The organism is Pseudomonas sp. CH235 (genome assembly GCF_004368175.1).
Classification (GTDB): domain Bacteria; phylum Pseudomonadota; class Gammaproteobacteria; order Pseudomonadales; family Pseudomonadaceae; genus Aquipseudomonas; species Aquipseudomonas paraglycinae.
Map to the genome: position 1 here is coordinate 178,747 of NZ_RRZJ01000010.1, position 26,142 is coordinate 204,888.

The following is a 26,142-nucleotide window of genomic DNA, read 5'->3' on the forward strand; positions in this document are numbered from 1 at the left end:
AAATGGTAACCTTCGCCCGTTCGTACGCCCATCTGCGACTTAACGTCGCGCTTTCAAGGAGCTTCACCCGCAAAAAACGGTCATGCCTGCGTGCATAAAGGCCGGGGTGGGCAGTGGCTGGCGAACCATACTAATAATTGGGGGATACACAATGAGCACGACCATTACGGCGGACGGCTTCAAAGCCGATCAGCCCGGGTTCCTGTCCAAGGAACGCATCATCGCCAAGCCCGGTTTCAACCGTTGGCTGGTCCCGCCGGCCGCTCTGGCCATTCACCTGTGCATCGGCATGGCCTACGGCTTCTCGGTGTTCTGGTTGCCGTTGTCCAAGGCGCTGGGCGTGACCGCTCCGGTGGCTTGCGCACCGGACATGAGCTTCATCGCACAAGTCTTCTCGTCGCAATGCGACTGGCCGATCTCCATGCTCGGCTGGATCTACACCCTGTTCTTCATCTTCCTCGGCTGCTCGGCAGCGATCTGGGGTGGCTGGCTCGAACACGCAGGTCCACGCAAGGCCGGTGTTGTATCGGCACTGTGCTGGTGCGGCGGCCTGCTGATTTCCGCACTGGGGATCTATACCCACCAGATCTGGCTGATGTGGATCGGTTCCGGCGTGATCGGCGGTATCGGTCTGGGCCTGGGCTATATCTCGCCGGTCTCGACCCTGATCAAGTGGTTCCCGGACAAGCGCGGCATGGCGACCGGCATGGCGATCATGGGTTTCGGTGGTGGCGCGATGGTTGGTGCACCACTGGCGACCGCTCTGATGAGCCATTTCGCTTCGCCGACTGGCGTGGGCGTGTGGCAGAGCTTCGTGGCCATGGCTGCGATCTACTTCGTGTTCATGATCGGTGGCGCGCTGGCTTACCGCGTACCGCCAACCGGCTGGAAGCCTGAAGGCTGGACCGCGCCGGCGAAGAAAGCCTCGAACGCGATGATCACCCACCGTCACGTTCACGTGAATGTGGCGTGGAAGACCCCGCAATTCCGCCTGGTGTGGCTGGTGCTGTGCCTGAACGTGTCTGCCGGTATCGGCATCCTCGGCATGGCTTCGCCACTGTTGCAGGAAGTGTTCGGTGGCAAGCTGCTGGGCAACGATCTGCCGTTCGGTCAGCTGGATGCCGGTCAACTGGCTTCCATCGCAGCGATTGCGGCCGGTTTCACCGGTCTGCTGAGCCTGTTCAACATCGGCGGTCGTTTCTTCTGGGCGTCGTTCTCGGACTACCTGGGTCGCAAGAACACTTACTTCGTGTTCTTCGCACTGGGTTTTGCGCTGTACGCACTGATCCCGAACCTCGGTCACCTGGGCAACGTTGCGCTGTTCGTGGCGGCGTTCTGCATCATCCTGTCGATGTACGGCGGTGGTTTCGCGACCGTTCCGGCTTATCTGGCCGACCTGTTCGGTACGCAGATGGTGGGCGCGATCCACGGTCGTCTGCTGACGGCCTGGGCCGCCGCTGGCGTGCTGGGTCCGGTGCTGGTGAACTACCTGCGTGAGTATCAGCTGAGCATCGGCGTTGAACGCGCCGCCGCTTACGACATCACGCTGTACATCCTCGCCGGCCTGCTGGTACTGGGCTTCCTGTGCAACTTGCTGGTGCGCCCGGTGGCGGACAAGTACTTCATGACCGACGCCGAACTGGCCGCCGAACAGGCGCTGGGCCACGACAAGGGTGCTGACGGCAGCACCGTTCTGGAGTGGAAAGCCGCGCCGGGCAGCAAGCCATTGGCGATCGCTGCGTGGCTGGTGGTGGGGATTCCGTTGGCGTGGGGTGTTTGGGTGACCCTGCAGAAGACGGCGGTTCTGTTTCACTAAGTTCGTTTACACCTGATCGTTCCCACGCTCTGCGTGGGAATGTCTCCCTGTGACGCTCTGCGTCACATTCGAAGTGGACGCAGAGCGTCCGGGGCTGCACTCCCACGCAGAGCGTGGGAGCGATCAGCGCCTTTCGATGCTTGTATGGACATGTCTATCCCCGACAGCACGGGGTTCTATCCGTCAGTCATTCCACCTCTCGTGTTTCTGTTTCGGCCCCGCGCCCCTATAATGGCTGCCTTTTTCGCCCAATGATTTTGCGGAGCTGGTGATGGCCGAACGTAAGGCGTCTGTCGAGCGCGACACTCTGGAAACCCAGATCAAAGCCTCGATCAACCTTGATGGCACCGGAAAGGCCCGATTCAATATCGGTGTTCCTTTTCTTGAGCACATGCTGGATCAGATCGCCCGTCACGGGTTGATCGACCTGGATATCGAATGCAAGGGCGATCTGCATATCGACGACCACCATACGGTGGAAGACGTCGGTATCACCCTCGGCCAGGCCTTCGCGCAAGCCATTGGCGACAAGAAAGGCATCCGTCGCTACGGCCACGCCTACGTGCCGCTCGATGAAGCGCTGTCGCGCGTGGTGATCGACTTCTCCGGCCGTCCGGGCCTGCAGATGCACGTGCCGTACACCCGCGCCACCGTTGGCGGCTTCGACGTCGACCTGTTCCAGGAATTCTTCCAGGGCTTCGTCAACCACGCACTGGTCAGCCTGCACATCGACAACCTGCGCGGCACCAACACCCACCACCAGATCGAAACCGTGTTCAAGGCTTTCGGCCGCGCACTGCGCATGGCCGTCGAGCTGGATGACCGCATGGCCGGCCAGATGCCTTCGACCAAGGGCGTCCTGTAATGCAGACGGTTGCAGTTATCGACTACGGCATGGGCAACCTGCACTCGGTGGCCAAGGCCCTCGAGCACGTCGGTGCCGGCAAGGTGCTGATCACCAGCGATGCGGCAGTGATCCGCGAAGTCGACCGGGTGGTTTTCCCCGGCGTCGGCGCGATTCGCGATTGCATGGCGGAGATCCGTCGCCTCGGTTTCGATTCGCTGGTGCGTGAAGTCAGTCAGGATCGTCCGTTCCTCGGCATCTGCGTCGGCATGCAAGCCTTGCTCGACAGCAGCGAAGAGAACGACGGCGTCGACTGCATCGGCCTGTTCCCGGGCGCGGTGAAGTTCTTCGGCAAAGACCTGCATGAAGACGGCGAGCACCTGAAAGTCCCGCACATGGGCTGGAACGAAGTGAAGCAGGCGGTGGATCACCCGCTGTGGCACAACATTCCGGACCTGGCGCGTTTCTACTTCGTGCACAGCTATTACATCGCCGCCGGTAACCCGCGGCAGGTGGTTGGCAGCGGTCATTACGGCGTCGATTTCGCCGCGGCGCTGGCCGAAGGTTCGCGTTTCGCCGTGCAGTTCCACCCGGAGAAGAGCCATACCCATGGCCTGCAATTGCTGCAGAACTTCGCGGCGTGGGACGGTCGCTGGTAAATGGCCGTCAAGAAATCCAAGCCGCCGATCCTGACCCTCACTCCCGAGCAGGAGAGTGAAGCCAACCGCAAGATTCAGCGGTTCATGGAGGATCGTTTCGAACTGGACCTGGGTTCGTTCGAGGCGGCGGAAATTCTTGAGCTGTTTACCCGCGAAATTGCTCCGCACTATTACAACAGGGCGATTTTCGATGTGCAGACCCACCTCAAGGAGCGGTTTGAAAGCATCGAAAGCGACCTGTGGGCGCTCGAGAAGAATTAGGGCAGCGGCAAGCTTCAAGCTGCAAGCTGCAAGAAGTACACACGCGTGCGCGCTTGCAGCTTATGGCTTGCAGCTTGCAGCTCTTTTGACGAAGGAAAAAGCATGCTGATTATTCCCGCTATCGATCTTAAAGACGGTGCCTGCGTACGTCTGCGCCAGGGCCGCATGGAAGATTCCACAGTGTTCTCCGATGACCCGGTGAGCATGGCTGCCAAGTGGGTGGAGGGCGGCTGCCGCCGTCTGCATCTGGTCGACCTGAACGGCGCTTTCGAAGGCCAGCCGGTCAACGGCGAAGTGGTGACCGCGATCGCCAAGCGCTACCCGACTCTGCCGATCCAGATTGGCGGCGGCATCCGTTCGCTGGAAACCATCGAGCACTACGTCAAGGCGGGCGTCAGCTACGTGATCATCGGCACCAAAGCGGTGAAGGATCCGGCGTTCGTCGCTGAAGCCTGCCGCGCGTTCCCGGGCAAGATCATCGTCGGTCTGGATGCCAAGGACGGTTTTGTCGCCACCGATGGCTGGGCTGAAATCAGCACCGTGCAGGTTATCGATCTGGCCAAGCAGTTTGAAGCCGACGGCGTGTCCTCGATCGTTTACACCGACATCGCCAAAGACGGCATGATGCAGGGCTGCAACGTTCCGTTCACCGCTGCGCTGGCTGCTGCCACCAAGATCCCGGTGATTGCTTCCGGCGGCATTCACAACCTGGGTGACATCAAGTCGCTGCTCGACGCCAAGGCACCGGGCATCATCGGCGCCATCACCGGCCGGGCGATCTACGAAGGCACTCTCGACGTCGCCGAAGCGCAAGCTTTCTGCGATTCGTACCAAGGCTGAGGACTGACCATGGCGCTGGCCAAACGCATCATCCCTTGCCTGGACGTGGACAACGGCCGGGTCGTCAAAGGTGTGAAGTTCGAGAACATCCGTGACGCCGGCGACCCGGTGGAAATCGCCCGTCGCTATGACGAGCAGGGTGCTGACGAGATTACCTTTCTCGACATCACCGCCAGCGTCGATGGCCGTGACACCACGCTGCACACCGTCGAACGCATGGCCAGTCAGGTGTTCATCCCGCTGACCGTCGGCGGTGGCGTGCGTACCGTGCAGGACATCCGCAACCTGCTCAACGCCGGTGCGGACAAGGTGTCGATCAACACTGCTGCCGTGTTCAACCCGGAATTTGTCGGCGAAGCGGCGCAGCATTTCGGCTCGCAATGCATTGTCGTCGCCATCGACGCAAAGAAGGTTTCGGGCCCGGGCGAAACCCCGCGCTGGGAAATTTTCACCCACGGCGGACGCAAACCGACCGGCCTCGACGCCGTCGAGTGGGCGAAGAAAATGGAAGGCCTGGGTGCCGGTGAAATCCTCCTGACCAGCATGGATCAGGACGGTATGAAAAACGGTTTCGACCTCGGCGTGACCCGCGCCATCAGCGATGCGCTGGGCATTCCGGTGATCGCGTCCGGCGGCGTCGGCAACCTGCAGCATCTGGCTGACGGCATTCTTGAAGGCCACGCCAGTGCAGTACTGGCGGCGAGTATTTTCCACTTCGGCGAATACACCGTTCAAGAAGCCAAGGCCTACATGGCGCACCGCGGCATCGTGATGCGCTAGCAAGCATCCCCTTTGGAGGAGTAGCTTCAAAGGGGCTGCAGGTCTGGTGAGTTAAAGCGTGTTGAGCTGGTCAACCCTTACCTCTGACCTGTCATCTGATCGGTCATACGCAACACTGCATAGTGTGGCAGGCAAATCCTTTTTGAGAAGATAGACTTCCATATACTCCGACTTTGGGCTGAATCCATCGGGGGCTTGACAGTCAGTGCTGTCGGATGGACCGACTTTGTAGGAGTACATTTTGCTTGCCCCTTCCGAAGTCACCAAAATATAAGCGGGTCTTTTTTTCAGGCTGAGATCAGGAAGCGGAACGATTTCGTCCTCAATCAGAACGATAGGCAGCGACAAGGCATTTCGTAAGAGTCCTGGCGGTAACTCTGACCTGGAAGAGTTTGTGCCAATGATGCAAAGGAAATAACGCCCGGTTCTGGAACCTATCTTGGTATTGATGATGGAGTTTTCGGCACTGATCGCGGCGGAATAGTGCAAGGGGTTTTCGCATTGTTTTGCCACGCGTACTGTCTTGTGACGATAGAACGCTGTGTCGATCGAGAACCGGTAATCCCAAGTCGGTGCTATGGCATGGCCGCTTTCCGATATCTTGATTTTCTTGTATTTGGCGGAGGTTGGCTTGTCTGTTTCTACATTGAATGTCGGATAGAGTTCGCAGTAGTTTTCAAATAGAAAGCCAGATCGGAAGCAACTTCTCAGGTGGGGTACGAGACTTCCGTAAAGATTGCCTTGGATTGCAGAGTAACCTTTTCTCGTTGGTATACAGGGTTCGTTCAGGTCGCAAGGAGCTATGGGCGGATGCTCGTTACCAGTACCCACGACACCGATGATTTCATTGGTGTAGCGATCAAGCAGCGGTGCTCCTGAGACACCTCCTTTATTACTCTTGCAACGAGTCTTGAAGTTATTACGCCACACCCAATCTCCTTCAATGATGTCCGGAGAGGATTTGAGCGTGCAGGCTGTCATTTCAAGCGTTCGATACTGTGGCGCTCCCACAACCAGAACGTCCGAATTGAGGGCGGGTGTGCCCGTGGCCAGCTTCAGAGGTTTTATCCCGTCCTCCATAAGTGTTTTCAGGCTGACATCAAGTTGGACGATGGCGATGTCGACACCTTGCATGCTGCGCCATTTCACGTTTTTCAGGTTGTAGGTTTTATGTTTTTCGACATCGTCAAAGTAATTAAAGGTCATGGTTCCTTGTATGGGTTGGTTTTGCATGATCTGGCCGTTGGACAGGTTGATGCAATGGCCAGCAGTCAGAACATAAGCCGGAGGGCGCTGGACGCCTGTTGTTTCCAGCGTATCAAGCAAGGTAGCGGTGCAAGTGGAGCCGGTCGTCAGGCGACCGATACCCTGCCAGTGATCGCGTGAGCCATCGCGGTTATCCAGGGGGATTGCAGGTAACAGACGCTTAACGCCTTCGCCATAGTCGTGACTGGCCGCGATGCAGGTGGAAAAGAAGAGTCCTAATGTGCAGAACAACAGTAATTTGATTGAATACATCGTTAACGCTCTTGGGTTTATTGGTTAAAGCACAACGGTGGTGCTGGATTACGCCAATAAACCAGGGATCAAGAGCGGCGCGGTGGTAGTTATCTACTACCCAAGGATTGGTTTTCCAGAATGGAAGACCTGATCGGTATGAAGTCATAACGCCAGTAGACAGCATGGCGTACCCAAGGCACTCTTGGGCACGCCATGGATTTCGGTAGCCCGACATGATCAAACGCCTGCTTCTCGCCCTCGCCAGTGCCTCCGTGTTGTTGATCAACACCGGCCACGCCGAGGAAAGTCCCGACACCGATCTGGTGCTCCTCACCGAAAATTTCCCGCCGTACAACATGGCGAAGAACGGCAAGAATTTCGCTCAGGATGAAAACATCAACGGCATCGCCACGGACATCGTGCGCGAGATGTTCAAGCGTGCCGGCATCACTTACAGCCTGACCCTGCGTTTCCCATGGGAGCGGGTCTACAAGCTGGCGCTGGAGAATCCCGGCTACGGTGCGTTCGTCATGGCACGCCTGCCGGATCGCGAAAAGCTCTTCAAGTGGGTCGGCCCGATCGGCCCGGACGACTGGGTCATGCTGGCCAGGGCCGACAGCAAGATCACCCTCGAAACACTCAATGACGCGCGCAAGTACAAGATCGGCGCCTACAGGGGCGATGCGATTGCCGAGACTCTGACCAAGCAGGGTTTGAAGCCGGTGGTGGTGCTGCGTGATCAGGACAACGCCAAAAAACTCGTCAGCGGCCAGATCGACCTCTGGGCCACCGGCGATCCTGCCGGGCGTTATCTGGCGCGGCAGGATGGCGTGACCGGCCTGAAAACCGTACTGCGTTTCAACAGCGCCGAACTGTATCTGGCGCTGAACAAGGACGTGCCGGACGAAGCCGTTGCCAAGCTTCAGGCGGCGCTCGAACAGATGCGCAAGGACGGCGTGGTCGACGAGATCATGGGGCGGTATCTGTAATTTCTGGCGACTCTGGTAACTCGGGAGATTCCGGCTGTTCCGGCACTGACGGGAGTGGCACCATGGCGTCACTCGCGACTTCTGGCGGGTATTCGAGCCAGTGCAGGCTGTTTCTGTCGGAGTACCTGAAGTTGATGGCGGTTTCCGTTCGGTTGTCCCGCCAGAGATCGTAGTTACTCTGCAGTTGATACAGCGCCATCATCTTGTGTTTCGTCACGTTGGCGGCGACCGCCACGATGTCCGGCGTGGTCCATCCGATGCTCGAGGTTTCGGTGTGGGTGAAGGTTTCGCCCAGCCTTGCCGAGAACCTTATCGGCCGTTCAACCGTTGAGTCGCTCGCTGGCCAAACCCCCGGGACCTGTATTGCACTGATGCGGTTGAAAAGCCGCAGATCGCGGCGGCTCAGAACACGAGGCAACGTCCAGTGAAACAGGCTGCTCTTGTCAGTCGTGTTATGGCTGGAGCCGATGAGCACATACCGGTCAGTCCTTTGCAGGTAATAGTAGGGCGATTGGCGGAATCTCTTCAGTGATGGCTGACCGTGGTCTTCCACCGCAAACCAGGGCAGCCTGGCAGTGTGGGTCGGTTGCGAGGGTTCGAGCGGTTCCGGCGCTTCGAATCCTGACAGTTCCGGAAGTTCAGGCGCTGGATTGCTCTGTACCGTAATCTGCATTCGCAATGAATAGGCTTCGGCTTCATTCTCGGGGCTGTCAGGGTTGCCGGAAGCGATGAACGTGCCTGCAGTGAAGTTGATCGCACCTGCATCGGCAACCGGAGGCGCGATGCTCCAGGCGCTGAAATACTGGCGGGAACGATCTCCCCGATCATTCCAGATCAACTCGGCGACACTGGCCTCAATCACCAGATCTTCGCGCACGCAACGTACCGAGCTCAGTAAAGGCTTTTCGTGGTTGATGGAGCACACCGTTCCCAGTGCCACATACCCCTCAGGCGCGATCGGCCGCCATAGCGTCCCCCCCGCCGGCGTCGAGGTTGCATCGCTCCAGATTTCTTCGAAATCATCCGGTGGACTGAGTGCATTTGTTTGCGCGGTTTTGCCGTTTGCGGCTGGGCCTTCGCGGACAACGGCCACGATCTTGCTGCCATTGATATTGCCGTTGCCGGAGATGGCGACGTCCCCGAGGGGGTAAAAGCCAGGCAGCGAGTCGGGGGATGGCACCGGACGCCAGAGCGCGCAGGGTGTCGAGCCCGAGCCATTGCAGTTCCAGATCCGCTGGAATTCGGTGGTGAAGTTGATCAGCAGGTTATCGACCTGGATCGACTCCATTGGCCTGTCGGCCGTGGTTTCACTGTTTTCGCTGTTCATGGTCATTCCTGATAGTGAAAGGCGACTCGTGGTCGCGACCTGTTGCAGGTCTCAATATCCGGAATTGGCCAAGGGGACGGGCGGTAACTATTTATCGGGTATGGCGGGGTGCTACCGGTAAATGCCGTTGTGGCCGTGAGCGGCTGTAGCGCGATTGCTGCGCACACTGATCATCTGCTTGATGTCGATCCACTCGATGCCCTGAGCCTTCAATTTGGGTAGTTCGCGCTCCAGCACCGCCAGTGTCTGCGGATAAGGGTGGCCGATCATCACGGCCGAACCCTGTTTGTGCGCCAGACTGATCGCTGTCTGCAATTGAGTCAGGATCGCCGCTTCTGTGCGCTCGTCATCGAGAAACACATCCCGCGAAACACTCGCCAGATCAATCTTCTGTGCCTGTTGCGCAGCGACGGTCTGGGCGCTGGTGCGGCTGTCGACGAAGAACTTGTGGCGCCGCTGCAACTCGCCCATCAACCACGCCATCGCCACCGGCTGCGCAGTCATGCGGCTGCCCATGTGGTTGTTGATGCCGGCGGTGTAGGGGACCATTTTGAACGCGGCGTTCAGGCGTTTCTCGAGTTCTTCGATGGGCAGCTCGGGATGCCAGGCGAACGGGCCGGTGGCCGGGTCCATCGGCATGTGCAGGATCACGACTTTGCCGGCGCGATGGGCTTCGCGGGCGAATTCGGTGGCGTGCGGGGTGTCGGGCATGATCGCTGTAGTCACCGGCCCGGGGAGGGCCAGCACGCGGCGATCCCGGGGCAGGTTCTGCCCCAGGTCGTCGATGATCAGCGTCAGGTAGGCTTTTTGAGGTGTTGGTCTGGCAGGTTCTGCGTGAGCAGCAACCGCCAGACAGCACAGCAGGACAAAGACGAAACGCAAAGACATCCTCAACGGCCGGACGTGATGCTCAGGCCTTTGAGCAGGCTCAGGGCCTGGGCCAGCTGGTAATCGTCATCCTGCGGCATCGCTTTGGCCTTGCCGCCGGAACCGGTCGGTTTGTCCGCGCCGCCGTTGCCGTTGCCCAGGTGACCTTGCAGGTCGGCTTCCTTGAAGTAGTCGCCGTCCGCTTCGTTGGTGATCTTGGCCTTGCGTACTTCGATGTCCGGAACAATGCCCTGGGCCTGGATCGAGCGGCCGTTCGGCGTGAAGTACAGCGCCGTGGTGATCTTCAGCGCGCGGTCGTTGTTCAGCGGCAGCACGGTCTGCACCGAGCCCTTGCCGAAACTGGTGGTGCCCATGACCACGGCGCGTTTCTGGTCCTGCAGGGCGCCGGCGACGATTTCCGAGGCCGAGGCACTGCCACCGTTGATCAGCACGACCATCGGCACCGCTTCGCTTTCGTCCTTGCCGGTGGCGGAGAAGCGCAGTTCGGAATTGGCGATCCGGCCCTTGGTGTAGACGATCAGGCCTTTGGTGATGAAGTGGTCGACCACTTCGACCGCTGCCTGCAACACGCCGCCCGGGTTGTTGCGCAGGTCAAGGATGATGCCGTTGAGCTTCTTGCCGTTGTCCTTGCGCAGCTTGGCCAGGGCTTTGGAGACCTCTTCGCCGGTCTTGACCTGGAACTGGGTGATGCGGATCAGGCCGTAGCCCGATTCCAGCAGTTGCGCCTTGACGCTCTTCACCTGGATCACGGCGCGAGCCAGGGTTACATCGAACGGCGTACCGCCGTCGCGGACCAGGGTCAGGGTGATCTTCTGGCCGATCTTGCCGCGCATCTTGTCCACGGCTTCGGTCATGGTCTGGCCACGGGTCGGCGCGCCGTTGATCTTGACGATGAAGTCGCCTGCCTGGATGCCGGCCTTCGATGCTGGCGTATCGTCGATCGGCGACACGACCTTGATGAAGCCGTCTTCGGCGCCGACTTCGATGCCCAGGCCGCCGAACTCGCCGCTGGTGCTTTCCTGCAACTCGGCAAAGTCTTCAGGGCCGAGGTAGGCGGAGTGCGGATCGAGGTTGCTGAGCATGCCCTTGATCGCGTTTTCCAGCAGGGTCTTGTCGTCCACCGGCTCGACGTAGGCCGCCTTGATCCGGTCCATGACCTCGGCAAAGGTGCGCAGCTCTTCCAGCGGCAACGGCGCCTTGCTGGTGGCGGCAGTGCCTGCCGGAGCGACAGCCGGGGCCGGTTGAGCGGCAAACGCCAGAGGCGCGCCGATCACCAGGGCGATCGTCAGGGCCAGCGAGGTAAGGCGGGACAAATGCAGCATGTCGAACGAACTCCTGAATTAGGCGGCGCGCTTATCCTTGCGCGCGGCACCATTGCGCCGGATCACTCGGGTGACCCTGCTGACGAATTGCGAAATACAGCGCTGGTGTGTCCTGACCGCCACTGTTACCCACAGTGGAGATGGACTCACCGGCTTTTACCACGTCACCCGCCGACTTGAGCAGCGTCTGGTTGTGACCGTAAAGACTCAGAAAACCGTTGCCGTGATCAAGGATCACCAGCAGCCCGGCACCGCGCAGCCAGTCGGCAAACACCACGCGCCCGCCGTGTACGGCATGCACCTGGCTGCCGGCGGAGGCGCTGATCATCACGCCGTCCCACTTGGTGCGGGCATCGTCGCCACGGGTTTCACCGAAGCGTGCCAGCAGTCGACCATCAACCGGCCATGGAAGTTTTCCCCGACTTGACGCAAAAGGGCCACCGAAGGTCTCGCCGCTGCTGGAAACCAGCGCGCCAGGTGTGGGTCTGGCTTGTTTTCGCGGGGCGTCGCTGGTGTCCGAGTCCGCATCGGCGCGGGCTTGGGCCTCACGCAAGCGCTTTTTTTCGGCTTCCTGCTGGGCGATGAGCGCTTTCTGCCGCGCTTCTTCTGCCTCACGAGCCTGGCGGGCCAGGGTTTCTTCAATGGTTTTAAGGACTTTAGACAGGTCTGCCTGATCCTGCTCGCGGGCGGCCAGTTTCTGGTCCCGGGCTTTCACGTCGTCATTGAGTTTGGCAAGGGCCTGCTGGCGCTCCTTGCGGACCTTGTCGAGCGCTTCGCGCTGAGTGTCGAGATCGCTTTGCTGCGCCAGCAACTGCGCCTGCTGCACGCCGATGTCTTTTTCGACGTTGGCCAGTTGGCGCAGGGTTTCGTTGAAGCTTTTAAGCTGCTCCAGGCGAGCCTGGCTCAGGTAGTCGTAATAGGTGAGGGTGCGGGCGAATTTCTCGGGATTCTGCTGGTTGAGCAGCAGCTTGAGGTATTCCTGGCGACCGTTCTGGTAGGCGGCGCGGGCCTGGATGGCGATCAGTCGCTGCTGTTCAGTGCGCGCGCTCTGGAGTTTTTTTTTCTCCGCATCGAGCCGCTGCAGCTCGGATTCGCTCTTCTTCAGCTCTTTCTGCAGGGCTTCGACCTGTTTCTCGAGCTTGCCCATCTCGGTTTCGGTGCCCTTGAGCTCCTTTTGCACGCCGGATTTTTCTTCCTGGAGCTTGCCCAGCAGTTTTTTCAGCTCGGCGATGTCCTGGCGCGTGGCGTCCAGTTGCTGTTGGGTTTGCGCGCGCTCATCCGCGAAGGCCGGTTGGAGCAGGCATGTCAGAGCGAGGGCGATCAGGACGCGAAGCATAGAGGCGGGCGGCACCAGGGTAAGGGACGGCCTAGTATGCCCGCCCGACGCGGCAAAAAAAACGCCTCAAAGCCAACTGCTTTGAGGCGTTCGTCATAAAAAGCCGTTTCAGGCTGATTACAGGGCGTTTTTGATATCAGACCAGAATCGAAGTGCCAGTCATTTCCGCCGGTTTTTCCAGACCCAGCAGTTTCAGCATGGTCGGCGCCACGTCCGCCAGCACGCCACCTTCGCGGACTTTCAGGTCACGCTTGCCGACATAGATGAACGGCACCGGCTCGGTGGTGTGCGCGGTGTGGGCTTGCCCGGTGGATTCGTCGGCCATCTGCTCGACGTTGCCGTGGTCGGCGGTGATCAGCGCTTCGCCGCCGACTTTTTCCAGTGCTTCGACGATGCGACCCACGCAGGTGTCCAGGCACTCCACGGCTTTCACCGCGGCTTCGAACACGCCGCTATGGCCGACCATGTCGCCGTTGGCGTAGTTGACCACGATCACGTCGTAGCGCTGGTTCTCGATGGCCTCGACGATGCGGTCGGTGACTTCCGGCGCGCTCATTTCCGGCTGCAAGTCATAGGTGGCGACTTTCGGCGACGGGATCAGGATGCGCTCTTCGCCCGGGAACGGCTCTTCACGACCGCCGGAGAAGAAGAAGGTCACGTGGGCGTATTTCTCGGTTTCGGCGATGCGCAGCTGGGTCTTGCCGTTTTTCGCCAGATAGTCGCCGAGCACGTTTTCCAGGCTGCCCGGGGCAAAGGCGGCGGGGGCCGGGATGCTGGCGGCATATTGGGTCAGGCCCACGTACTGCACTTGCGGCTGGCGCGCGCGCTCGAATTCCTTGAAACCGTCTTCGACAAACACGCGGCTCAGCTCGCGGGCGCGGTCGGCTCGGAAGTTCATGAACACCACGGCGTCGCCGTCTTCGACCTTCACCGGCTCACCGATGCTGGTGGCTTTGACGAATTCGTCGCTCTCGCCACGGGCGTAAGCGGCTTCCAGACCTTCCTGGGCGGTGGCAGCGTTGAATTCGCCATTGCCATCAACGATCAGGTTGTAGGCCTGGGACACGCGATCCCAACGGTTGTCGCGATCCATGGCGTAGTAGCGGCCGATCAGGCTGGCGATGCGGCCCTTGCCGAGCGCCTGGAAGGTCGCGTCGAGCAGTTCGATCGACGAAGCGGCGCTTTTCGGCGGGGTGTCGCGGCCATCGAGGAAGGCGTGCAGGTAGATTTTTTCGGCGCCGCGCTTGAAGGCCAGTTCGGCCATGGCGATCAGGTGATCCTGGTGGCTGTGGACGCCGCCGTCCGACAGCAGGCCCATGAAATGCACGGCCTTGCCGGCGGCCACGGCCTTGTCCACGGCGGCGCAGATGGTCGGGTTCTCGAAGAACTCACCGTCGCGGATCGCTTTGGTCACACGCGTGAAGTCCTGATACACCACGCGCCCGGCGCCCAGGTTCATGTGGCCGACTTCGGAGTTGCCCATCTGGCCGTCCGGCAGACCGACGTCCATGCCGCTGCCCGAGATCAAGCCGTTCGGCACGGTGGCCCACAGGCGATCCAGCACAGGCTTTTTGGCCGCATAGACGGCGTTGGATTCGGGGCTGTCGCTGTGACCGAAGCCGTCGAGAATCATCAGGACCAAAGGTTTAGGCGTGGTAGTCATGGAATCCACTCGTGGCTAATAAGAAGAGGGCGATGGAAAAGGGAGTTGGAGTTTAAAGCGAAGTTCCGGCGGCGTCACCGCCGGACGGGGTTTGGCCGACCATAGTGGCTGTGTATACTGGCCGACATTTTAACGCCCTGGAACCTCCTTCGATGGTTGCTCACCTGATTGAATTTGCCACTAACCACTACATTCTTGTCGGTATCTTCGTCGTACTGCTGGCTTTGCTGCTGGCGCATACGGTGCAGGGCGGCGGTAAAAGCCTGAGCACGGGCGAGCTGACCGCACTGGTCAACAAGGAAGCCGGCGTGGTGGTGGACATCCGTCCGAGCAAGGACTACGCCGCCGGTCACATCGTTGGCGCGGTGAACATTCCCCAGGACAAACTGGCTGCCCGCATCGGCGAGCTGGAAAAACACAAGGCCAAGACCATCATTCTGGTCGACGCCCTGGGCCAGACCGCCGGCACCCACGCCCGCGAACTGATGAAGGCCGGCTTCACCGCCGCCAAGCTGTCCGGCGGGATTTCCAGCTGGAAAGGCGACAACCTGCCGTTGGTGAAGTGACATGAGCGACGTCATCGTCTACTCCAGCGATTACTGCCCTTACTGCTCGCGCGCCAAGTACCTGCTCGCGAACAAAGGCGTGGCCTTCGAAGAGATCAAGGTCGATGGCAAGCCGCAGGTGCGCGCCGCCATGGCCCAGAAGGCCGGACGCACGTCCGTGCCGCAGATCTGGATCGGCGATACCCACGTCGGCGGATGTGATGATTTGTATGCCCTGGAGCGCGCCGGCAAGCTCGACGCGCTGCTCAAGGCCTGAACTGCTGCACCTGCAAACCAAGAACCCTAAAAGACCCAAGATCAGAAAGGATCTGAGATGACTGACCAACAGAACACTGCAGCCAGCGAAGAAGAAACCGCACCGCAATTCTCCTTGCAGCGCATCTACGTACGCGACCTGTCCTTCGAAGCCCCGAAAAGCCCGGCGATTTTCCGCCAGCAGTGGGATCCGGCGGTCGCTCTGGATCTGAACACCCGCCAGAAAGCCTTGGAAGGTGATTTCTACGAAGTCGTGCTGACCCTGTCCGTCACCGTGAAAAACGGTGAAGAAGTGGCCTTCATCGCTGAAGTGCAGCAGGCTGGCATCTTCCTGATCAAGAACCTGGACGCGGCTTCGATGAGCCACACCCTGGGTGCGTTCTGCCCGAACATCCTGTTCCCGTACGCTCGCGAAACCCTGGACAGCCTGGTGACCCGCGGTTCGTTCCCGGCCCTGATGCTGGCCCCGGTGAACTTCGACGCCCTGTACGCGCAAGAGCTGCAGCGCATGCAGGAATCCGGCGAGACCCCGACCGTTCAGTAAGCGGTCGATGCAACAACGAAAAAAAGCGCCGTTACAGGCGCTTTTTTCTTGGGCGATCGAGTGGCATTACTTGAAGTCGTTCTGCCGCCACGCTTCGTACACGGCCACTGCTACGGTGTTGGACAGGTTCAGGCTGCGGCAGCCTTCGCGCATCGGCAGGCGCAGGCGCTGTTCGCCGGGCAGGGCGTCGAGCACTTCCGGCGGCAGGCCACGGCTTTCCGGGCCGAAGATGAACGCATCGCCGGGGACGAACGCGGCATCGTGAAACGGCCGCGAGCCCTTGGTGGTGAAGGCGAACAGCCGTGGATGACCGAGGCTTTCCAGGCAGCTGGCGAGGTCGGCATGGCGCTGCAAAGTGGCATACTCGTGGTAGTCGAGACCGGCGCGGCGCAGGCGCTTGTCGTCCATCTCGAAGCCCAGCGGTTCGATCAAATGCAGGTGGCAGCCGCTGTTGGCGCACAGCCTGATAACGTTACCGGTGTTCGGCGGAATTTCCGGTTGAAAAAGGATGACGTGAAACATGCACGGCTCCGAAGGTAAAGATGACGCGCATTCTACGCCGCAAGCGGATCCGCGTTCGAAACTATTCCCGCGGGTGATGGCATCGCTGGCGATCGTCGGTGTGATGGTCGGGATGATGATCGGTCGTTTGACCACGCCTGACCCGACCGTCTTGCAGCAGGTCGAGGTGATCGATGGCGGTCTTGCGGTCTGGTTCAACAACGAGCCGAAGCTGCATGGCGAGATCGTCGATGGCAGCATCGCGCTGCTGTTCGAGGCCGAAGGCCAGGCGCAGAAAGGCCAGCTCAAGTTCAACGGCAAGGACGTGAACTGGCGGACGCGGTTGAGTGACGGGGGATTGTTGCTGACGCTGGTGGCGGCGCGGCCGCTGCAGGGCGACTGGGCCGGCCAGGCGATCGATGACCGCTGGCGGCTGGAGATCCATCTCCGGGAGCAATAAAAGAGGGAATCCCCGGCCTGCCTGTACCAAGGTTCCCGAAACGGGCGGGCTCATCGCATCGCGTTCTGAGCCGGTGTAAAGAAGGAACCCCTGACCTGCCTGTATCAAGGGCCCCAAAAGGGTGGACTCATCGAGTCCTGTGTAAAGAGGGGAATCCCCGGCCTGCCTGTACCAAGGCCCCCGAAAGGGTGGGTGAATCGAATCACCTGTAGGAGTTATTGCAGGGGGCGTGCCAGGTTTTCGCGTTTTGAAACAAAAAAGCCCGGCACAACGACGAAGGCCCCGTAATACGGGGCCTTCGTCTTTTCACAGGATGGGATTTTCAGCGGTTTACAGTGCAAGCCTGAGCCAGTGGCTGTGCCCGATTAAGGGTCACGGTGCCTTGCGGCGGTGCAGGCTGGCGCTGAATCTCAGCCTTCATCGCCCTCATCGTCATCCCCGCCATCGACCTTCATGCCGAGCTCCTTGATCTTGCGGGTCAAGGTGTTGCGGCCCCAGCCCAGCAGCACCGCAGCGTCACGACGACGCCCGGCAGTGTGCTTCAGTGCTGTCTCGATCATGATCCGCTCGAACGCCGGTACCGCGCTGTCGAGCAGGCTCGACTGACCGCGCGCCAGGGCCTGATCGGCCCACTGACGCAGCGCCTGTTCCCAGTTGGTCACTGGCGCCGAGTCCTGCGGCAGGCTCAGCAGTTCCGGCGGCAGGTCGCTGATGTGCACCTCGCGCCCGGACGCCATCACGGTGATCCAGCGGCAGGTATTTTCCAGCTGGCGCACGTTGCCCGGCCACGGCAGATTCTTCAGGTATTCCTCGGTCTCGCTTTTCAGCAGCTTCGGCTCCACCGCCAGTTCTTGCGCGGCGCGGCTGAGGAAGTGCTTGGCCAGGGTCGGGATGTCTTCGCGACGGTCCGACAGGCGCGGAATATGTATACGGATCACGTTGAGGCGGTGGAACAAGTCCTCACGGAATTTCCCGGCGTGAACCAGGGTTTCCAGATTCTGGTGCGTTGCGGCGATGATCCGCACATCGACTTTGACCGGCACGTGCCCGCCAACGCGATAGAACTCGCCATCGGCCAGCACCCGCAGCAGTCGGGTCTGGGTGTCCGCCGGCATGTCGCCAATTTCATCGAGGAACAGCGTGCCGCCGTCGGCCTGCTCGAAACGGCCGCGACGCAGGTTGGCCGCGCCGGTGAACGCGCCTTTCTCGTGGCCGAACAGCTCGGATTCCATCAGGTCTTTCGGGATCGCCGCCATGTTCAGCGCGATGAACGGCGAGGCCGCGCGCGGGCTGTGGCGGTGCAGGGCGTGAGCCACCAATTCTTTACCGGTGCCGGATTCGCCGTTGATCAGCACGGTGATGTTGGAGTGGCTCAAGCGCCCGATGGCGCGAAACACTTCCTGCATCGCCGGCGCTTCGCCGATGATTTCCGGGGTGCGAGTCAGGGTCGGGGCGACTTCCAGGCCCTGTTGTTCCTGAGCATGCTGATTTGCGCGTTTGACCAGCGAAACCGCCTCGTCAACGTCGAACGGCTTGGGCAGGTACTCGAACGCGCCGCCCTGGTAGGAGGCGACAGCGCTATCCAGATCGGAGTGAGCGGTCATGATGATCACCGGCAGCCGCGGGTGCTGCTCGCGGATCCGCGCCAGCAGGTCCAGGCCGCTGGCGCCGGGCATGCGGATGTCGGAGATGATCACGTCCGGCTGCTGGCGCGCGAGGCGGCTCATCACACCATCGGCGCTGTCGAAGCTCTGGGTGGTCATGCCTTCCTGTTGCAGGGCTTTTTCCAGAACCCAACGGATAGAACGGTCGTCATCGACGATCCACACGGTTTCACTACGGCTCATGTCGATGTGGCTCCTTGTTCCAGTGGCAGAAAGATCGAGAACGTGGTGTGGCCTGGATGGCTGTCACACTCGATCAGGCCCTGGTGCTGGCTGATGATGTTCTGGGTGATGGCCAGGCCCAGCCCGGTACCGTCCGGACGGCCGCTGACCATGGGAAAGAAGATGGTTTCCTGCAGTTCCGCCGGAATGCCCGGACCGTTGTCGATGATCTCGATCTTGGTCACCAAGCGATGACGGACGTGGCCGATGGTGAACTGGCGCATGGCGCGGGTGCGCAGGCTGATGCGGCCCAGGCGCAGCTCGTTCTGGCTGCTGATGGCCTGCATCGCGTTGCGCACGATGTTCAACACCGCCTGAATCATTTGTTCGCGGTCGATCAGGACGTCGGGAATGCTTGGGTCGTAATCGCGCACCAGCGTGATGCAGCCCTGGCTTTCGGCCTCGACCAGTTGACAGACGCGCTCCAGCACTTCGTGGACGTTGCACAGGGCCAGCGATGGCAGTTTGTTCGAGCCGAGCATGCGGTCGACCAGATTGCGCAGGCGGTCGGCCTCTTCGATGATCACGTTGGTGTAGTCGCGCAGGCTGTCTTCCGGCAGCTCCCGGGCCAGCAGTTGTGCGGCACCGCGGATGCCGCCGAGCGGGTTCTTGATCTCGTGGGCCAAGCCGCGCACCAGCATCTTGCTGGTTTCCTGCTTCGACAACTGGGCCTCTTCCTTGGTGATCCGCAACAGGCGGTCACGAGGATGGACTTCCAGCAAAAGCAGGGTCGCGCCGTTGCTGAGGATTGGCGTCACCGCGTAATCCACGGTCAGGGTCTGGCCGGTGAGGGCGGTGAGCATCGCTTCGCGCTTGGTGAACGGGTGCGCCTGCTCCACCGCCTGGCGCAACGAGTTGAGCGCTTCGGTGGACTCGGTGAACAGCTCACTGATGAACTGCCCATGGCTGCGCTGGCCGCTGATGGCCAGCAGCATCTCCGCCGCCGGGTTCATGTACTCGAGGCGCAATTCGCTGTCGAGCAGGATGGTGGCGGTGGTCAGGTTGTCGAGTAGCAAGCGATGCAGTGCGTCACTGATGGTCATGAGGACCTCTTTTGGAGCATGGCGCGCGCAGGGATACAGCGCTGATGCGAGGAAAATGCAAAAACCAAACCAAGGCTCCGAAAAGAAGCGTTCAACCCCTGAAACGGGCGTTTGACGCTCGTTTGCGTGGCAGTCAAACCGCTCTGGCGGGTACTTTCGAACCAAAATGGGTTGGAATGTGAGAACGGTGCAGTGTATTGCACCAATATAGTGCGCAAAGCTGAACGACGTCAGAAGAAACGCAGGAAAGGATTTTTCGGTTCGGCGGGTTTGTCTTTCAGCGGGCATTCCGGGCGCACGCCATAGTCGGCGCTGACGCACGGTTTGACCTGACGTTTCTGCGCCAGGGAAATGCGCTGCATGTGGAACGGCTGGTTGGCGGTTTTCTCCACGGTTCGGCCCTGGGCATCGAGGATCTCCACCGACAGGTTGTGGCTGCCGCGATCAATGTTGCTCAGCGGGAACACCGGGCTCAGACCGGGTTCGCCGACGGCCTGACCATCCAGCAGCAGGCGATACAGGTGACCTCTTTGCAGGCCCGGTTCGCTGGTGACGCTGACGATCAGCTCACCGGCGCTGCTGCGAATGGTCGCATCAGGCTCGGGGATCAGCACGCGCAGCATGTCGTAGTGGAACAGTGGCGGCTCTGCTGATTTCTTCGACGGTGTGACCGGTGCAGCGGCGGTCGGATTCGAGGCCATGCGATTGCTGGTGGCCAGCGGCACACGCTTGGCGTTGCCGTGCGGTTGGTCCGTATAGACACGATTGCCCTGGGCGTCGATGTAAGTGAACACCTCGGCCGATGCGCCAAACGCGATCAGAAACAGGCACAGGGCAATCAATCCCCGCGTCATGGCTTGTGCACCCGCTGCACGGTGAACACCACCGCAGGACTCTGCTGAATGATCGCCTCGCCGTTGATCACCTGCACCGCCAGCCGATGCTCGCCCCGGTCAACGTTTACCAGTTGCAGGATCGGCACGTTGCTCGGCTGGCCATAAGGCGCGTCGTCCAGCAGCAGACGCAATTGATGCGGCGGTTGCAGGCGCGGCTTGATCAGCACGCTGACCGTGAACGTGCCGTTGTTGGCGCGCAGGGCCTCCTCGGTGGGCAGGCCGGTCAGCTCCAGCACTTCATAGGCATTGCGCGCAGGCTCGCGACTGGGCGTGTCTGAAGAGGGCGCACTCGGTGCCTGCGGCTGCACGCTGTTGAGCGGCGGCAACTCCACCGGCTGCGCCTGCACGCCGTCCGGCGCGTGATCGCTGTACACCGTGTTGCCGCTGGCGTCGGTGTACTTGTAGATCTGCGCGGCGGCGGGCAGGGCGATCAGCAGCAGAATATAGAGAAGGGTGCGACCCATGAAATCGACCGGAAACGAAAACGATGGGATGCAGCATAGGACAGTGGAACGGCGAAGGCTCGGATGGAAAACATCCGGCCATAAAAAAGGCCTCCCGAAGGAGGCCTCTTTTTGTCACGCCGCGTAGCGCGGCGCTACCGGATCAGCAGCTGTAGTACAGCTCATATTCCAGTGGGTGTACGAAGGTGCGGACCTTGATTTCTTCTTCGGATTTCAGCGCGATGTAAGCGTCGATGAAGTCGTCGGAGAACACGCCGCCCTTGGTCAGGAACGCGCGGCCCTTGTCCAGCTCTTCCAGGGCTTCTTTCAGGCTGCCGCAAACTTGCGGGATCTCTTTCGCCTCTTCAGGCGGCAGGTCGTACAGGTTCTTGTCGGCAGCATCGCCTGGGTGGATCTTGTTCTGGATACCGTCCAGACCGGCCATCAGCAGTGCTGCGAAAGCCAGGTACGGGTTGGCAGCCGGATCCGGGAAACGGGCTTCGATACGACGGCCTTTAGGGCTGTTGACGTAAGGAATACGGATCGAGGCGGAACGGTTGCGAGCCGAGTAGGCCAGCATTACCGGAGCTTCGAAGCCTGGCACCAGACGCTTGTACGAGTTGGTGGCCGGGTTGGTGAAGCCGTTCAGGGCCTTACCGTGCTTGATGATGCCGCCGATGAAGTACAGGGCGGTGTCGGACAGGCCGGCATAGCCTTCACCCGCGAAGGTGTTCTTGCCATCTTTGGAGATGGACATGTGAACGTGCATGCCCGAACCGTTGTCGCCGTACAGCGGCTTCGGCATGAAGGTCGCGGTGCGGCCGTAGGCGTCGGCAACGTTGTGTACAACGTATTTCAGGGTCTGGGTTTCGTCGGCTTTCTTCACCAGGGTGTTGAACTTGACGCCGATTTCGTTCTGGCCGGCAGTTGCCACTTCGTGGTGGTGAACTTCAACGGTCAGGCCCATTTCTTCCAGTGCGTTGCACATGGAGGTACGGATTTCGTGGTCGTGGTCGAACGGCGGAACCGGGAAGTAGCCACCTTTCACGCCTGGACGGTGGCCTTTGTTGCCGCCTTCCACGTCCTGGTCGGACATCCACGAGCCTTGTTCGGAGTAGATCTTGAACATCGAACCGGAGATGTCGGACTTGAACTTCACTTCGTCGAAGATGAAGAACTCAGGCTCCGGACCGGCGAATACGGTGTCACCGATACCGGTGGTCTTCAGGTATTCCTCGGCGCGGCGGGCGATGGCGCGCGGGTCGCGATCGTAACCTTGCATGGTCGAAGGTTCGATGATGTCGCAGACCAGGATCAGGGTCGGCTCTTCGGTGAACGGGTCCAGTACGGCGGTTTCGTCGTCCGGCAGCAGGATCATGTCGGAGGCTTCGATGCCTTTCCAGCCAGCGATGGAGGAACCGTCGAACATCTTGCCAACTTCGAAGAAGTCGTCTTCCAGCGCATCGCGAGCCGGCATGGTCACGTGGTGCTGAGTGCCTTTGGTGTCCGTGAAGCGCAGATCAATCCACTTGACGTCATGATCTTTGATGAGTTGAACCGACTTCGACATAGTGTCCTCCGGGTGAATTAGGGCGGGTAGTGGATGCCCTTAATAGTGGTGATGCCGGCGCGAATACTCTGCCAAGGCAACCTGCCTCACAAGGGAGCAAATTGCATGCCAGTGCCCCAGCATGGGTTTTTTGCCCCAAATTCACGCTTCTAAAGGTCGAAAGCGCCTTAAAGGCGAAAATCTCGCCCTTTAATGTAGCGCTCAAATCGAAAAATGACCCGTTTTGGTGCGCGCATAACCTTCTGCACATTAACTGGTTAAACCTTGAGCAATTTCCGCTATAATCCGCGCCCCCCTTTTTCGGCTGGCCCTGCGCGCGCTGTTTTCATGAAACTAATCGTAAAAGTCTTCCCCGAGATCACCATCAAAAGCCGACCTGTCCGGACGAAATTCATCCGCCAGCTGGCCAAGAACATCCGCACCGTGCTCCGCGACCTGGACCCGGCCGTGGTGGTGAACGGTGTGTGGGACAATCTCGAGCTGGAAACCCGCGTCACCGACCCCAAGGCCCTGAAAGAGATGGGCGAACGCCTGACCTGCATGCCGGGCATCGCGCACTTTCTGCAGATCGACGAGTACCCGCTGGGTGACTTCGACGACATCACCGAGAAGTGCAAGCAGCACTACGGCGATGCGCTGGCCGGGAAGATTTTTTCGGTGCGCTGCAAGCGTGCGGGCAAGCATGCGTTCAGCTCGATGGACGTCGAAAAATACGTCGGCAGCAAGCTGCGCCGTGAGTGCGGCGCTGCCGGAATCGACCTGAAACAGCCGGAAATCGAAGTCCGCATCGAAGTTCGCGACAAACGGTTGTTCGTGATCCACAGCCAGCACAATGGCATCGGCGGCTACCCGCTCGGTGCGCTGGAGCAGACGCTGGTATTGATGTCCGGCGGTTTTGACTCGACGGTTGCCGCGTACCAGATCCTTCGTCGGGGTCTGATGACGCACTTCTGCTTCTTCAACCTGGGCGGTCGTGCCCACGAATTGGGCGTAATGGAAGTCGCGCATTTCATCTGGAAGAAGTACGGCAGCTCGCAACGCGTGCTATTTGTCAGTGTTCCGTTCGAAGAAGTCTTGGGCGAAATTCTCGGCAAGGTCGACGACAGTCATATGGGCGTCGTATTGAAGCGTATGATGTTGCGCGCGGCGTCGAACATTGCCGAACGCCTGCACATCGATGCGCTGGTCACCGGTGAAGCGATTTCCCAGGTGTCGAGCCAGACGCTGCCGAACCTGTCGGTCATCGATTGCGTCACCGACAAGCTGGTGCTGCGACCGCTGATCGTCGCCCACAAGCAGGACATCATCGACACGGCCGACCAGATCGGTACCGGTGATTTCGCCCGGCACATGCCGGAATACTGCGGCGTCATCTCGGTCAACCCGAAGACCGCCGCCAAGCGTGGCCGGGTCGAGCACGAAGAGCAGGAATTCGACATGGCGGTGCTCGAGCGTGCGCTCGCAAACGCCAGACTGGTGCCGATCGATCGGGTGATCGACGAATTGGGCCAGGATTTGCAGATCGAAGAAGTCAGCGAAGCGCTGGCCGGTCAGATCGTCATCGACATCCGCCACCCGGATGCCGCCGAGGATGACCCGCTGGAACTCGCCGGCATAGAGGTACAGACGATGCCGTTCTACGCAGTGAACGCTCGTTTCAAGGAACTGGACCCTACTCGCCAGTACCTGCTGTATTGCGACAAAGGCGTGATGAGTCGCCTGCATGCCCACCATTTGCTCAGTGAGGGGCATGCCAATGTGCGCGTTTATCGACCGAGCTAAGTGCCCGGGGCTGTTTGCCTGTGGCCTGCGTCACCGGCCCCCCGACACCGCCGTCAAGCTGTAACGGCCATGCCGGACACTACTGTCAATCGCTGCCAAGACTTGTCAGCAAACCGAATCCTCTGATCGAGATACACAAGTGATCGAAAATCTACGCAACATCGCCATCATTGCCCACGTTGACCATGGTAAGACCACCCTGGTAGACAAACTCCTGCGTCAATCCGGCACCCTGGAGCGCAACGAGCTCAACGACGAGCGCGTGATGGACTCCAACGACCAGGAAAAAGAGCGCGGCATTACCATTCTGGCGAAAAACACCGCCATCAACTGGAACGGCTACCACATCAACATCGTGGACACCCCGGGCCACGCCGACTTCGGCGGCGAAGTCGAGCGCGTAATGTCCATGGTTGACTCCGTGCTGCTGCTGGTCGACGCCCAGGACGGCCCTATGCCGCAAACCCGTTTCGTGACCAAGAAGGCTTTCGAAGCCGGCCTGCGTCCAATCGTGGTCATCAACAAGGTTGACCGTCCGGGCGCGCGTCCTGACTGGGTTCTGGATCAGATCTTCGATCTGTTCGACAACCTGGGCGCCACCGAAGAGCAACTGGACTTCCAGGTTGTTTACGCTTCGGCCCTGAACGGCATCGCCGGTCTGGACCACACCGCCATGGGCGAAGACATGACCGCGCTGTACCAGGCGGTAGTCGACCACGTTCCGCCTCCGGCTGTTGACCGTGACGGTCCGTTCCAGATGCAGATCTCCGCTCTGGACTACAACAGCTTCCTGGGTGTTATCGGTGTTGGCCGTATCGCTCGTGGTCGCGTCAAGCCGAACACTCCGGTTGTTGCTATCAGCGCCGACGGCAAGCGCCGCAACGGTCGTATCCTGAAGCTGATGGGTCACCACGGTCTGCACCGCGTTGACGTTGAAGAAGCTGCAGCTGGCGACATCGTCTGCATTAGCGGTTTCGACGAGCTGTTCATCTCCGACACCCTGTGCGACATCAACAACGTCGAGGCGATGAAGCCTCTGACCGTTGACGAGCCAACCGTTTCCATGACCTTCCAGGTAAACGACTCGCCATTCTGCGGTAAAGAAGGCAAGTTCGTGACCTCCCGTAACATCAAGGATCGTCTGGACAAAGAGCTGCTGTACAACGTTGCACTGCGCGTTGAAGAAGGCGACTCGGCTGACAAGTTCAAGGTATCCGGCCGTGGTGAGCTGCACCTCTCGGTACTGATCGAAACCATGCGTCGCGAAGGCTTCGAGCTGGCGCTGGGCCGTCCTGAAGTGATCATCCGTGAAGTTGACGGCGTGAAGCAGGAACCGTTCGAAAACGTAACCATCGACATCCCTGAAGAATCCCAGGGCAAGGTCATGGAAGAAATGGGTCTGCGTAAAGGCGACCTGAGCAACATGGTGCCGGATGGCAAAGGCCGTGTTCGTCTGGAATACAACATCCCTGCTCGCGGTCTGATCGGTTTCCGTAACCAGTTCCTGACCCTGACCAACGGTGCTGGCATCCTGACCTCGATCTTCGACCGTTACGCTCCAGTGAAGTCGGGCCACATGTCCGGCCGTCAGAACGGCGTTCTGGTTTCGGTTGAAACCGGCAAGGCACTGACCTACTCCCTGGAAACCCTGCAGGCTCGTGGCAAGCTGTTCGTAGAACACGGCCAGGAGATCTACAACGGTCAGATCGTTGGTCAGAACTCCCGCGACAACGACCTGGGTGTGAACCCGACCAAAGGCAAGAAGCTCGACAACATGCGTGCTTCGGGTAAAGACGAAACCATCGCTCTGGTCCCACCTGTTCGCTTCACCCTGGAACAGGCTCTGGAATACATCCAGGAAGACGAGCTGTGCGAAGTTACGCCTAAGTCCATCCGTCTTCGCAAGAAGATCCTGGACGAAAGCGAGCGTACCCGCGCTGCCAAGAAAGCCAAGGCGTAATTTAGCCCAGG

General features: G+C 60.1%; 25 protein-coding genes. 13 read left to right on the forward strand and 12 right to left on the reverse strand.

All coding sequences use genetic code 11. From position 1 onward, the window contains the following. The first annotated feature begins 151 nt into the window (after positions 1-151). The 6 genes from EIY71_RS13650 (at position 152) to hisF (ending at position 5,200) form a co-directional block, all read left to right on the forward strand. Positions 152-1,816, forward strand: a complete 1,665-nt coding sequence (locus EIY71_RS13650; protein ID WP_039764668.1) for an OFA family MFS transporter — start codon at positions 152-154, stop codon at positions 1,814-1,816. Positions 1,817-2,087: 271 nt separating this feature from the next. Next, positions 2,088-2,681, forward strand: a complete 594-nt coding sequence (hisB, locus tag EIY71_RS13655; protein ID WP_007952547.1) for an imidazoleglycerol-phosphate dehydratase HisB — start codon at positions 2,088-2,090, stop codon at positions 2,679-2,681. Then, positions 2,681-3,319, forward strand: a complete 639-nt coding sequence (hisH, locus tag EIY71_RS13660) for an imidazole glycerol phosphate synthase subunit HisH (RefSeq protein WP_134022000.1) — start codon at positions 2,681-2,683, stop codon at positions 3,317-3,319. The genes hisB and hisH overlap by 1 nt, the downstream gene beginning before the upstream one ends. Then, entirely contained in the window at positions 3,320-3,580 is a 261-nt protein-coding gene (locus EIY71_RS13665) for a DUF2164 domain-containing protein (RefSeq protein WP_011332018.1), read from the forward strand. A 102-nt stretch (positions 3,581-3,682) separates the two neighbouring features. After that, the gene (gene hisA, locus EIY71_RS13670; RefSeq protein WP_003220753.1) at positions 3,683-4,420 is read left to right on the forward strand and encodes a 1-(5-phosphoribosyl)-5-[(5-phosphoribosylamino)methylideneamino]imidazole-4-carboxamide isomerase; all 738 of its coding nucleotides are present in this window, start codon (positions 3,683-3,685) and stop codon (positions 4,418-4,420) included. 9 nt (positions 4,421-4,429) lie between these two features. Continuing rightward, positions 4,430-5,200: an imidazole glycerol phosphate synthase subunit HisF gene (hisF, locus tag EIY71_RS13675; RefSeq protein WP_007897430.1), complete on the forward strand. Its 771-nt coding sequence runs from the start codon at positions 4,430-4,432 to the stop codon at positions 5,198-5,200. Between the two features lie 51 nt (positions 5,201-5,251). Here hisF and EIY71_RS13680 read toward each other — a convergent pair whose 3' ends face one another. Beyond that, positions 5,252-6,718, reverse strand: coding sequence for a serine protease (locus EIY71_RS13680; RefSeq protein ID WP_134022001.1), 1,467 nt, complete (start codon positions 6,716-6,718; stop codon positions 5,252-5,254). Between the two features lie 215 nt (positions 6,719-6,933). Here EIY71_RS13680 and EIY71_RS13685 point away from each other — a divergent pair, with 215 nt between their 5' ends. Next, on the forward strand, positions 6,934-7,689 hold the full coding sequence (locus EIY71_RS13685; RefSeq protein ID WP_134022002.1) for an ABC transporter substrate-binding protein: 756 nt from the start codon (positions 6,934-6,936) through the stop codon (positions 7,687-7,689). Here the strand turns inward: EIY71_RS13685 and EIY71_RS13690 are convergent. The 5 genes from EIY71_RS13690 to gpmI all read right to left on the reverse strand — a co-directional run bounded on the left by EIY71_RS13690 (position 7,670) and on the right by gpmI (position 14,225). Then, entirely contained in the window at positions 7,670-9,016 is a 1,347-nt protein-coding gene (locus tag EIY71_RS13690; protein ID WP_166673426.1) for a Vps62-related protein, read from the reverse strand. The genes EIY71_RS13685 and EIY71_RS13690 overlap by 20 nt on opposite strands. Positions 9,017-9,127: 111 nt before the next feature. Beyond that, entirely contained in the window at positions 9,128-9,904 is a 777-nt protein-coding gene (locus EIY71_RS13695; protein WP_134022006.1) for a divergent polysaccharide deacetylase family protein, read from the reverse strand. Positions 9,905-9,906: 2 nt separating this feature from the next. Next, the gene (locus EIY71_RS13700) at positions 9,907-11,226 is read right to left on the reverse strand and encodes a S41 family peptidase (protein ID WP_085654441.1); all 1,320 of its coding nucleotides are present in this window, start codon (positions 11,224-11,226) and stop codon (positions 9,907-9,909) included. 31 nt (positions 11,227-11,257) lie between these two features. Then, the gene (locus tag EIY71_RS13705; RefSeq protein WP_085746379.1) at positions 11,258-12,562 is read right to left on the reverse strand and encodes a murein hydrolase activator EnvC; all 1,305 of its coding nucleotides are present in this window, start codon (positions 12,560-12,562) and stop codon (positions 11,258-11,260) included. 136 nt (positions 12,563-12,698) lie between these two features. After that, complete coding sequence (gpmI, locus tag EIY71_RS13710) at positions 12,699-14,225, reverse strand: 2,3-bisphosphoglycerate-independent phosphoglycerate mutase (protein ID WP_085746380.1); 1,527 nt, start codon at positions 14,223-14,225, stop codon at positions 12,699-12,701. Positions 14,226-14,377: 152 nt separating this feature from the next. Between gpmI and EIY71_RS13715 the strand changes: the two genes are divergently transcribed. From EIY71_RS13715 to secB, 3 genes are read left to right on the forward strand one after another with little or no spacing between them, the layout of a single operon-like run. Beyond that, entirely contained in the window at positions 14,378-14,791 is a 414-nt protein-coding gene (locus EIY71_RS13715; protein ID WP_007952524.1) for a rhodanese-like domain-containing protein, read from the forward strand. A 1-nt stretch (position 14,792) separates the two neighbouring features. Then, a complete protein-coding gene (gene grxC, locus EIY71_RS13720) occupies positions 14,793-15,047 on the forward strand; it encodes a glutaredoxin 3 (protein WP_007952522.1) in 255 nt (84 codons plus the stop codon). Between the two features lie 57 nt (positions 15,048-15,104). Then, positions 15,105-15,590, forward strand: coding sequence for a protein-export chaperone SecB (gene secB / locus EIY71_RS13725; RefSeq protein ID WP_007909233.1), 486 nt, complete (start codon positions 15,105-15,107; stop codon positions 15,588-15,590). Positions 15,591-15,656: 66 nt separating this feature from the next. Here the strand turns inward: secB and EIY71_RS13730 are convergent, their stop codons facing one another. Then, positions 15,657-16,112 carry a tRNA (cytidine(34)-2'-O)-methyltransferase gene (locus EIY71_RS13730; protein WP_007952520.1) on the reverse strand — a complete coding sequence of 152 codons (456 nt, stop codon included), beginning with the start codon at positions 16,110-16,112 and terminating at the stop codon, positions 15,657-15,659. On the opposite strand from EIY71_RS13730, the gene EIY71_RS13735 reads away from it, so the two are divergent. Continuing rightward, positions 16,111-16,551: a hypothetical protein gene (locus tag EIY71_RS13735; protein ID WP_134022008.1), complete on the forward strand. Its 441-nt coding sequence runs from the start codon at positions 16,111-16,113 to the stop codon at positions 16,549-16,551. The genes EIY71_RS13730 and EIY71_RS13735 overlap by 2 nt on opposite strands. Positions 16,552-16,961: 410 nt before the next feature. Here EIY71_RS13735 and ntrC read toward each other — a convergent pair whose 3' ends face one another. The 5 genes from ntrC to glnA form a co-directional block, all read right to left on the reverse strand. After that, positions 16,962-18,398, reverse strand: a complete 1,437-nt coding sequence (ntrC, locus tag EIY71_RS13740; RefSeq protein ID WP_007952518.1) for a nitrogen regulation protein NR(I) — start codon at positions 18,396-18,398, stop codon at positions 16,962-16,964. Then, the gene (gene glnL / locus EIY71_RS13745) at positions 18,395-19,480 is read right to left on the reverse strand and encodes a nitrogen regulation protein NR(II) (RefSeq protein ID WP_007952516.1); all 1,086 of its coding nucleotides are present in this window, start codon (positions 19,478-19,480) and stop codon (positions 18,395-18,397) included. Before glnL ends, ntrC begins: the two co-directional genes overlap by 4 nt. A gap of 230 nt (positions 19,481-19,710) precedes the next feature. Beyond that, a complete protein-coding gene (locus EIY71_RS13750) occupies positions 19,711-20,334 on the reverse strand; it encodes a DUF4124 domain-containing protein (protein WP_134022010.1) in 624 nt (207 codons plus the stop codon). After that, positions 20,331-20,840 carry a DUF4124 domain-containing protein gene (locus EIY71_RS13755; protein WP_134022012.1) on the reverse strand — a complete coding sequence of 170 codons (510 nt, stop codon included), beginning with the start codon at positions 20,838-20,840 and terminating at the stop codon, positions 20,331-20,333. The genes EIY71_RS13750 and EIY71_RS13755 overlap by 4 nt, the downstream gene beginning before the upstream one ends. A gap of 142 nt (positions 20,841-20,982) precedes the next feature. Beyond that, complete coding sequence (gene glnA, locus EIY71_RS13760; RefSeq protein ID WP_011332032.1) at positions 20,983-22,389, reverse strand: glutamate--ammonia ligase; 1,407 nt, start codon at positions 22,387-22,389, stop codon at positions 20,983-20,985. 327 nt (positions 22,390-22,716) lie between these two features. Between glnA and thiI the strand changes: the two genes are divergently transcribed. Further along, positions 22,717-24,171 (forward strand): tRNA uracil 4-sulfurtransferase ThiI, encoded by a 1,455-nt coding sequence (gene thiI / locus EIY71_RS13770; protein ID WP_085746385.1) that lies wholly within the window; start codon positions 22,717-22,719, stop codon positions 24,169-24,171. A 139-nt stretch (positions 24,172-24,310) separates the two neighbouring features. Next, positions 24,311-26,131, forward strand: coding sequence for a translational GTPase TypA (gene typA, locus EIY71_RS13775; RefSeq protein WP_007952502.1), 1,821 nt, complete (start codon positions 24,311-24,313; stop codon positions 26,129-26,131). Positions 26,132-26,142 lie beyond the last annotated feature (11 nt).

Excerpts from the sequence above, each read along its gene's own strand:
- glnA (WP_011332032.1), bottom strand. The coding sequence starts at position 22,389 with ATGTCGAAGTCGGTTCAACTCATCAAAGATCATGACGTCAAGTGGATT.
- EIY71_RS13750 (WP_134022010.1), bottom strand. The coding sequence starts at position 20,334 with ATGACGCGGGGATTGATTGCCCTGTGCCTGTTTCTGATCGCGTTTGGC.
- EIY71_RS13690 (WP_166673426.1), bottom strand. The coding sequence starts at position 9,016 with ATGAACAGCGAAAACAGTGAAACCACGGCCGACAGGCCAATGGAGTCG.
- thiI (WP_085746385.1), top strand. The coding sequence starts at position 22,717 with ATGAAACTAATCGTAAAAGTCTTCCCCGAGATCACCATCAAAAGCCGA.
- hisA (WP_003220753.1), top strand. The coding sequence starts at position 3,683 with ATGCTGATTATTCCCGCTATCGATCTTAAAGACGGTGCCTGCGTACGT.
- EIY71_RS13735 (WP_134022008.1), top strand. The coding sequence starts at position 16,111 with ATGCACGGCTCCGAAGGTAAAGATGACGCGCATTCTACGCCGCAAGCG.
- ntrC (WP_007952518.1), bottom strand. The coding sequence starts at position 18,398 with ATGAGCCGTAGTGAAACCGTGTGGATCGTCGATGACGACCGTTCTATC.
- EIY71_RS13715 (WP_007952524.1), top strand. The coding sequence starts at position 14,378 with ATGGTTGCTCACCTGATTGAATTTGCCACTAACCACTACATTCTTGTC.
- secB (WP_007909233.1), top strand. The coding sequence starts at position 15,105 with ATGACTGACCAACAGAACACTGCAGCCAGCGAAGAAGAAACCGCACCG.
- EIY71_RS13650 (WP_039764668.1), top strand. The coding sequence starts at position 152 with ATGAGCACGACCATTACGGCGGACGGCTTCAAAGCCGATCAGCCCGGG.
- hisH (WP_134022000.1), top strand. The coding sequence starts at position 2,681 with ATGCAGACGGTTGCAGTTATCGACTACGGCATGGGCAACCTGCACTCG.
- glnL (WP_007952516.1), bottom strand. The coding sequence starts at position 19,480 with ATGACCATCAGTGACGCACTGCATCGCTTGCTACTCGACAACCTGACC.
- gpmI (WP_085746380.1), bottom strand. The coding sequence starts at position 14,225 with ATGACTACCACGCCTAAACCTTTGGTCCTGATGATTCTCGACGGCTTC.
- hisB (WP_007952547.1), top strand. The coding sequence starts at position 2,088 with ATGGCCGAACGTAAGGCGTCTGTCGAGCGCGACACTCTGGAAACCCAG.
- grxC (WP_007952522.1), top strand. The coding sequence starts at position 14,793 with ATGAGCGACGTCATCGTCTACTCCAGCGATTACTGCCCTTACTGCTCG.
- EIY71_RS13665 (WP_011332018.1), top strand. The coding sequence starts at position 3,320 with ATGGCCGTCAAGAAATCCAAGCCGCCGATCCTGACCCTCACTCCCGAG.
- EIY71_RS13730 (WP_007952520.1), bottom strand. The coding sequence starts at position 16,112 with ATGTTTCACGTCATCCTTTTTCAACCGGAAATTCCGCCGAACACCGGT.
- hisF (WP_007897430.1), top strand. The coding sequence starts at position 4,430 with ATGGCGCTGGCCAAACGCATCATCCCTTGCCTGGACGTGGACAACGGC.
- EIY71_RS13755 (WP_134022012.1), bottom strand. The coding sequence starts at position 20,840 with ATGGGTCGCACCCTTCTCTATATTCTGCTGCTGATCGCCCTGCCCGCC.
- EIY71_RS13695 (WP_134022006.1), bottom strand. The coding sequence starts at position 9,904 with ATGTCTTTGCGTTTCGTCTTTGTCCTGCTGTGCTGTCTGGCGGTTGCT.
- EIY71_RS13680 (WP_134022001.1), bottom strand. The coding sequence starts at position 6,718 with ATGTATTCAATCAAATTACTGTTGTTCTGCACATTAGGACTCTTCTTT.
- EIY71_RS13705 (WP_085746379.1), bottom strand. The coding sequence starts at position 12,562 with ATGCTTCGCGTCCTGATCGCCCTCGCTCTGACATGCCTGCTCCAACCG.
- EIY71_RS13685 (WP_134022002.1), top strand. The coding sequence starts at position 6,934 with ATGATCAAACGCCTGCTTCTCGCCCTCGCCAGTGCCTCCGTGTTGTTG.
- EIY71_RS13700 (WP_085654441.1), bottom strand. The coding sequence starts at position 11,226 with ATGCTGCATTTGTCCCGCCTTACCTCGCTGGCCCTGACGATCGCCCTG.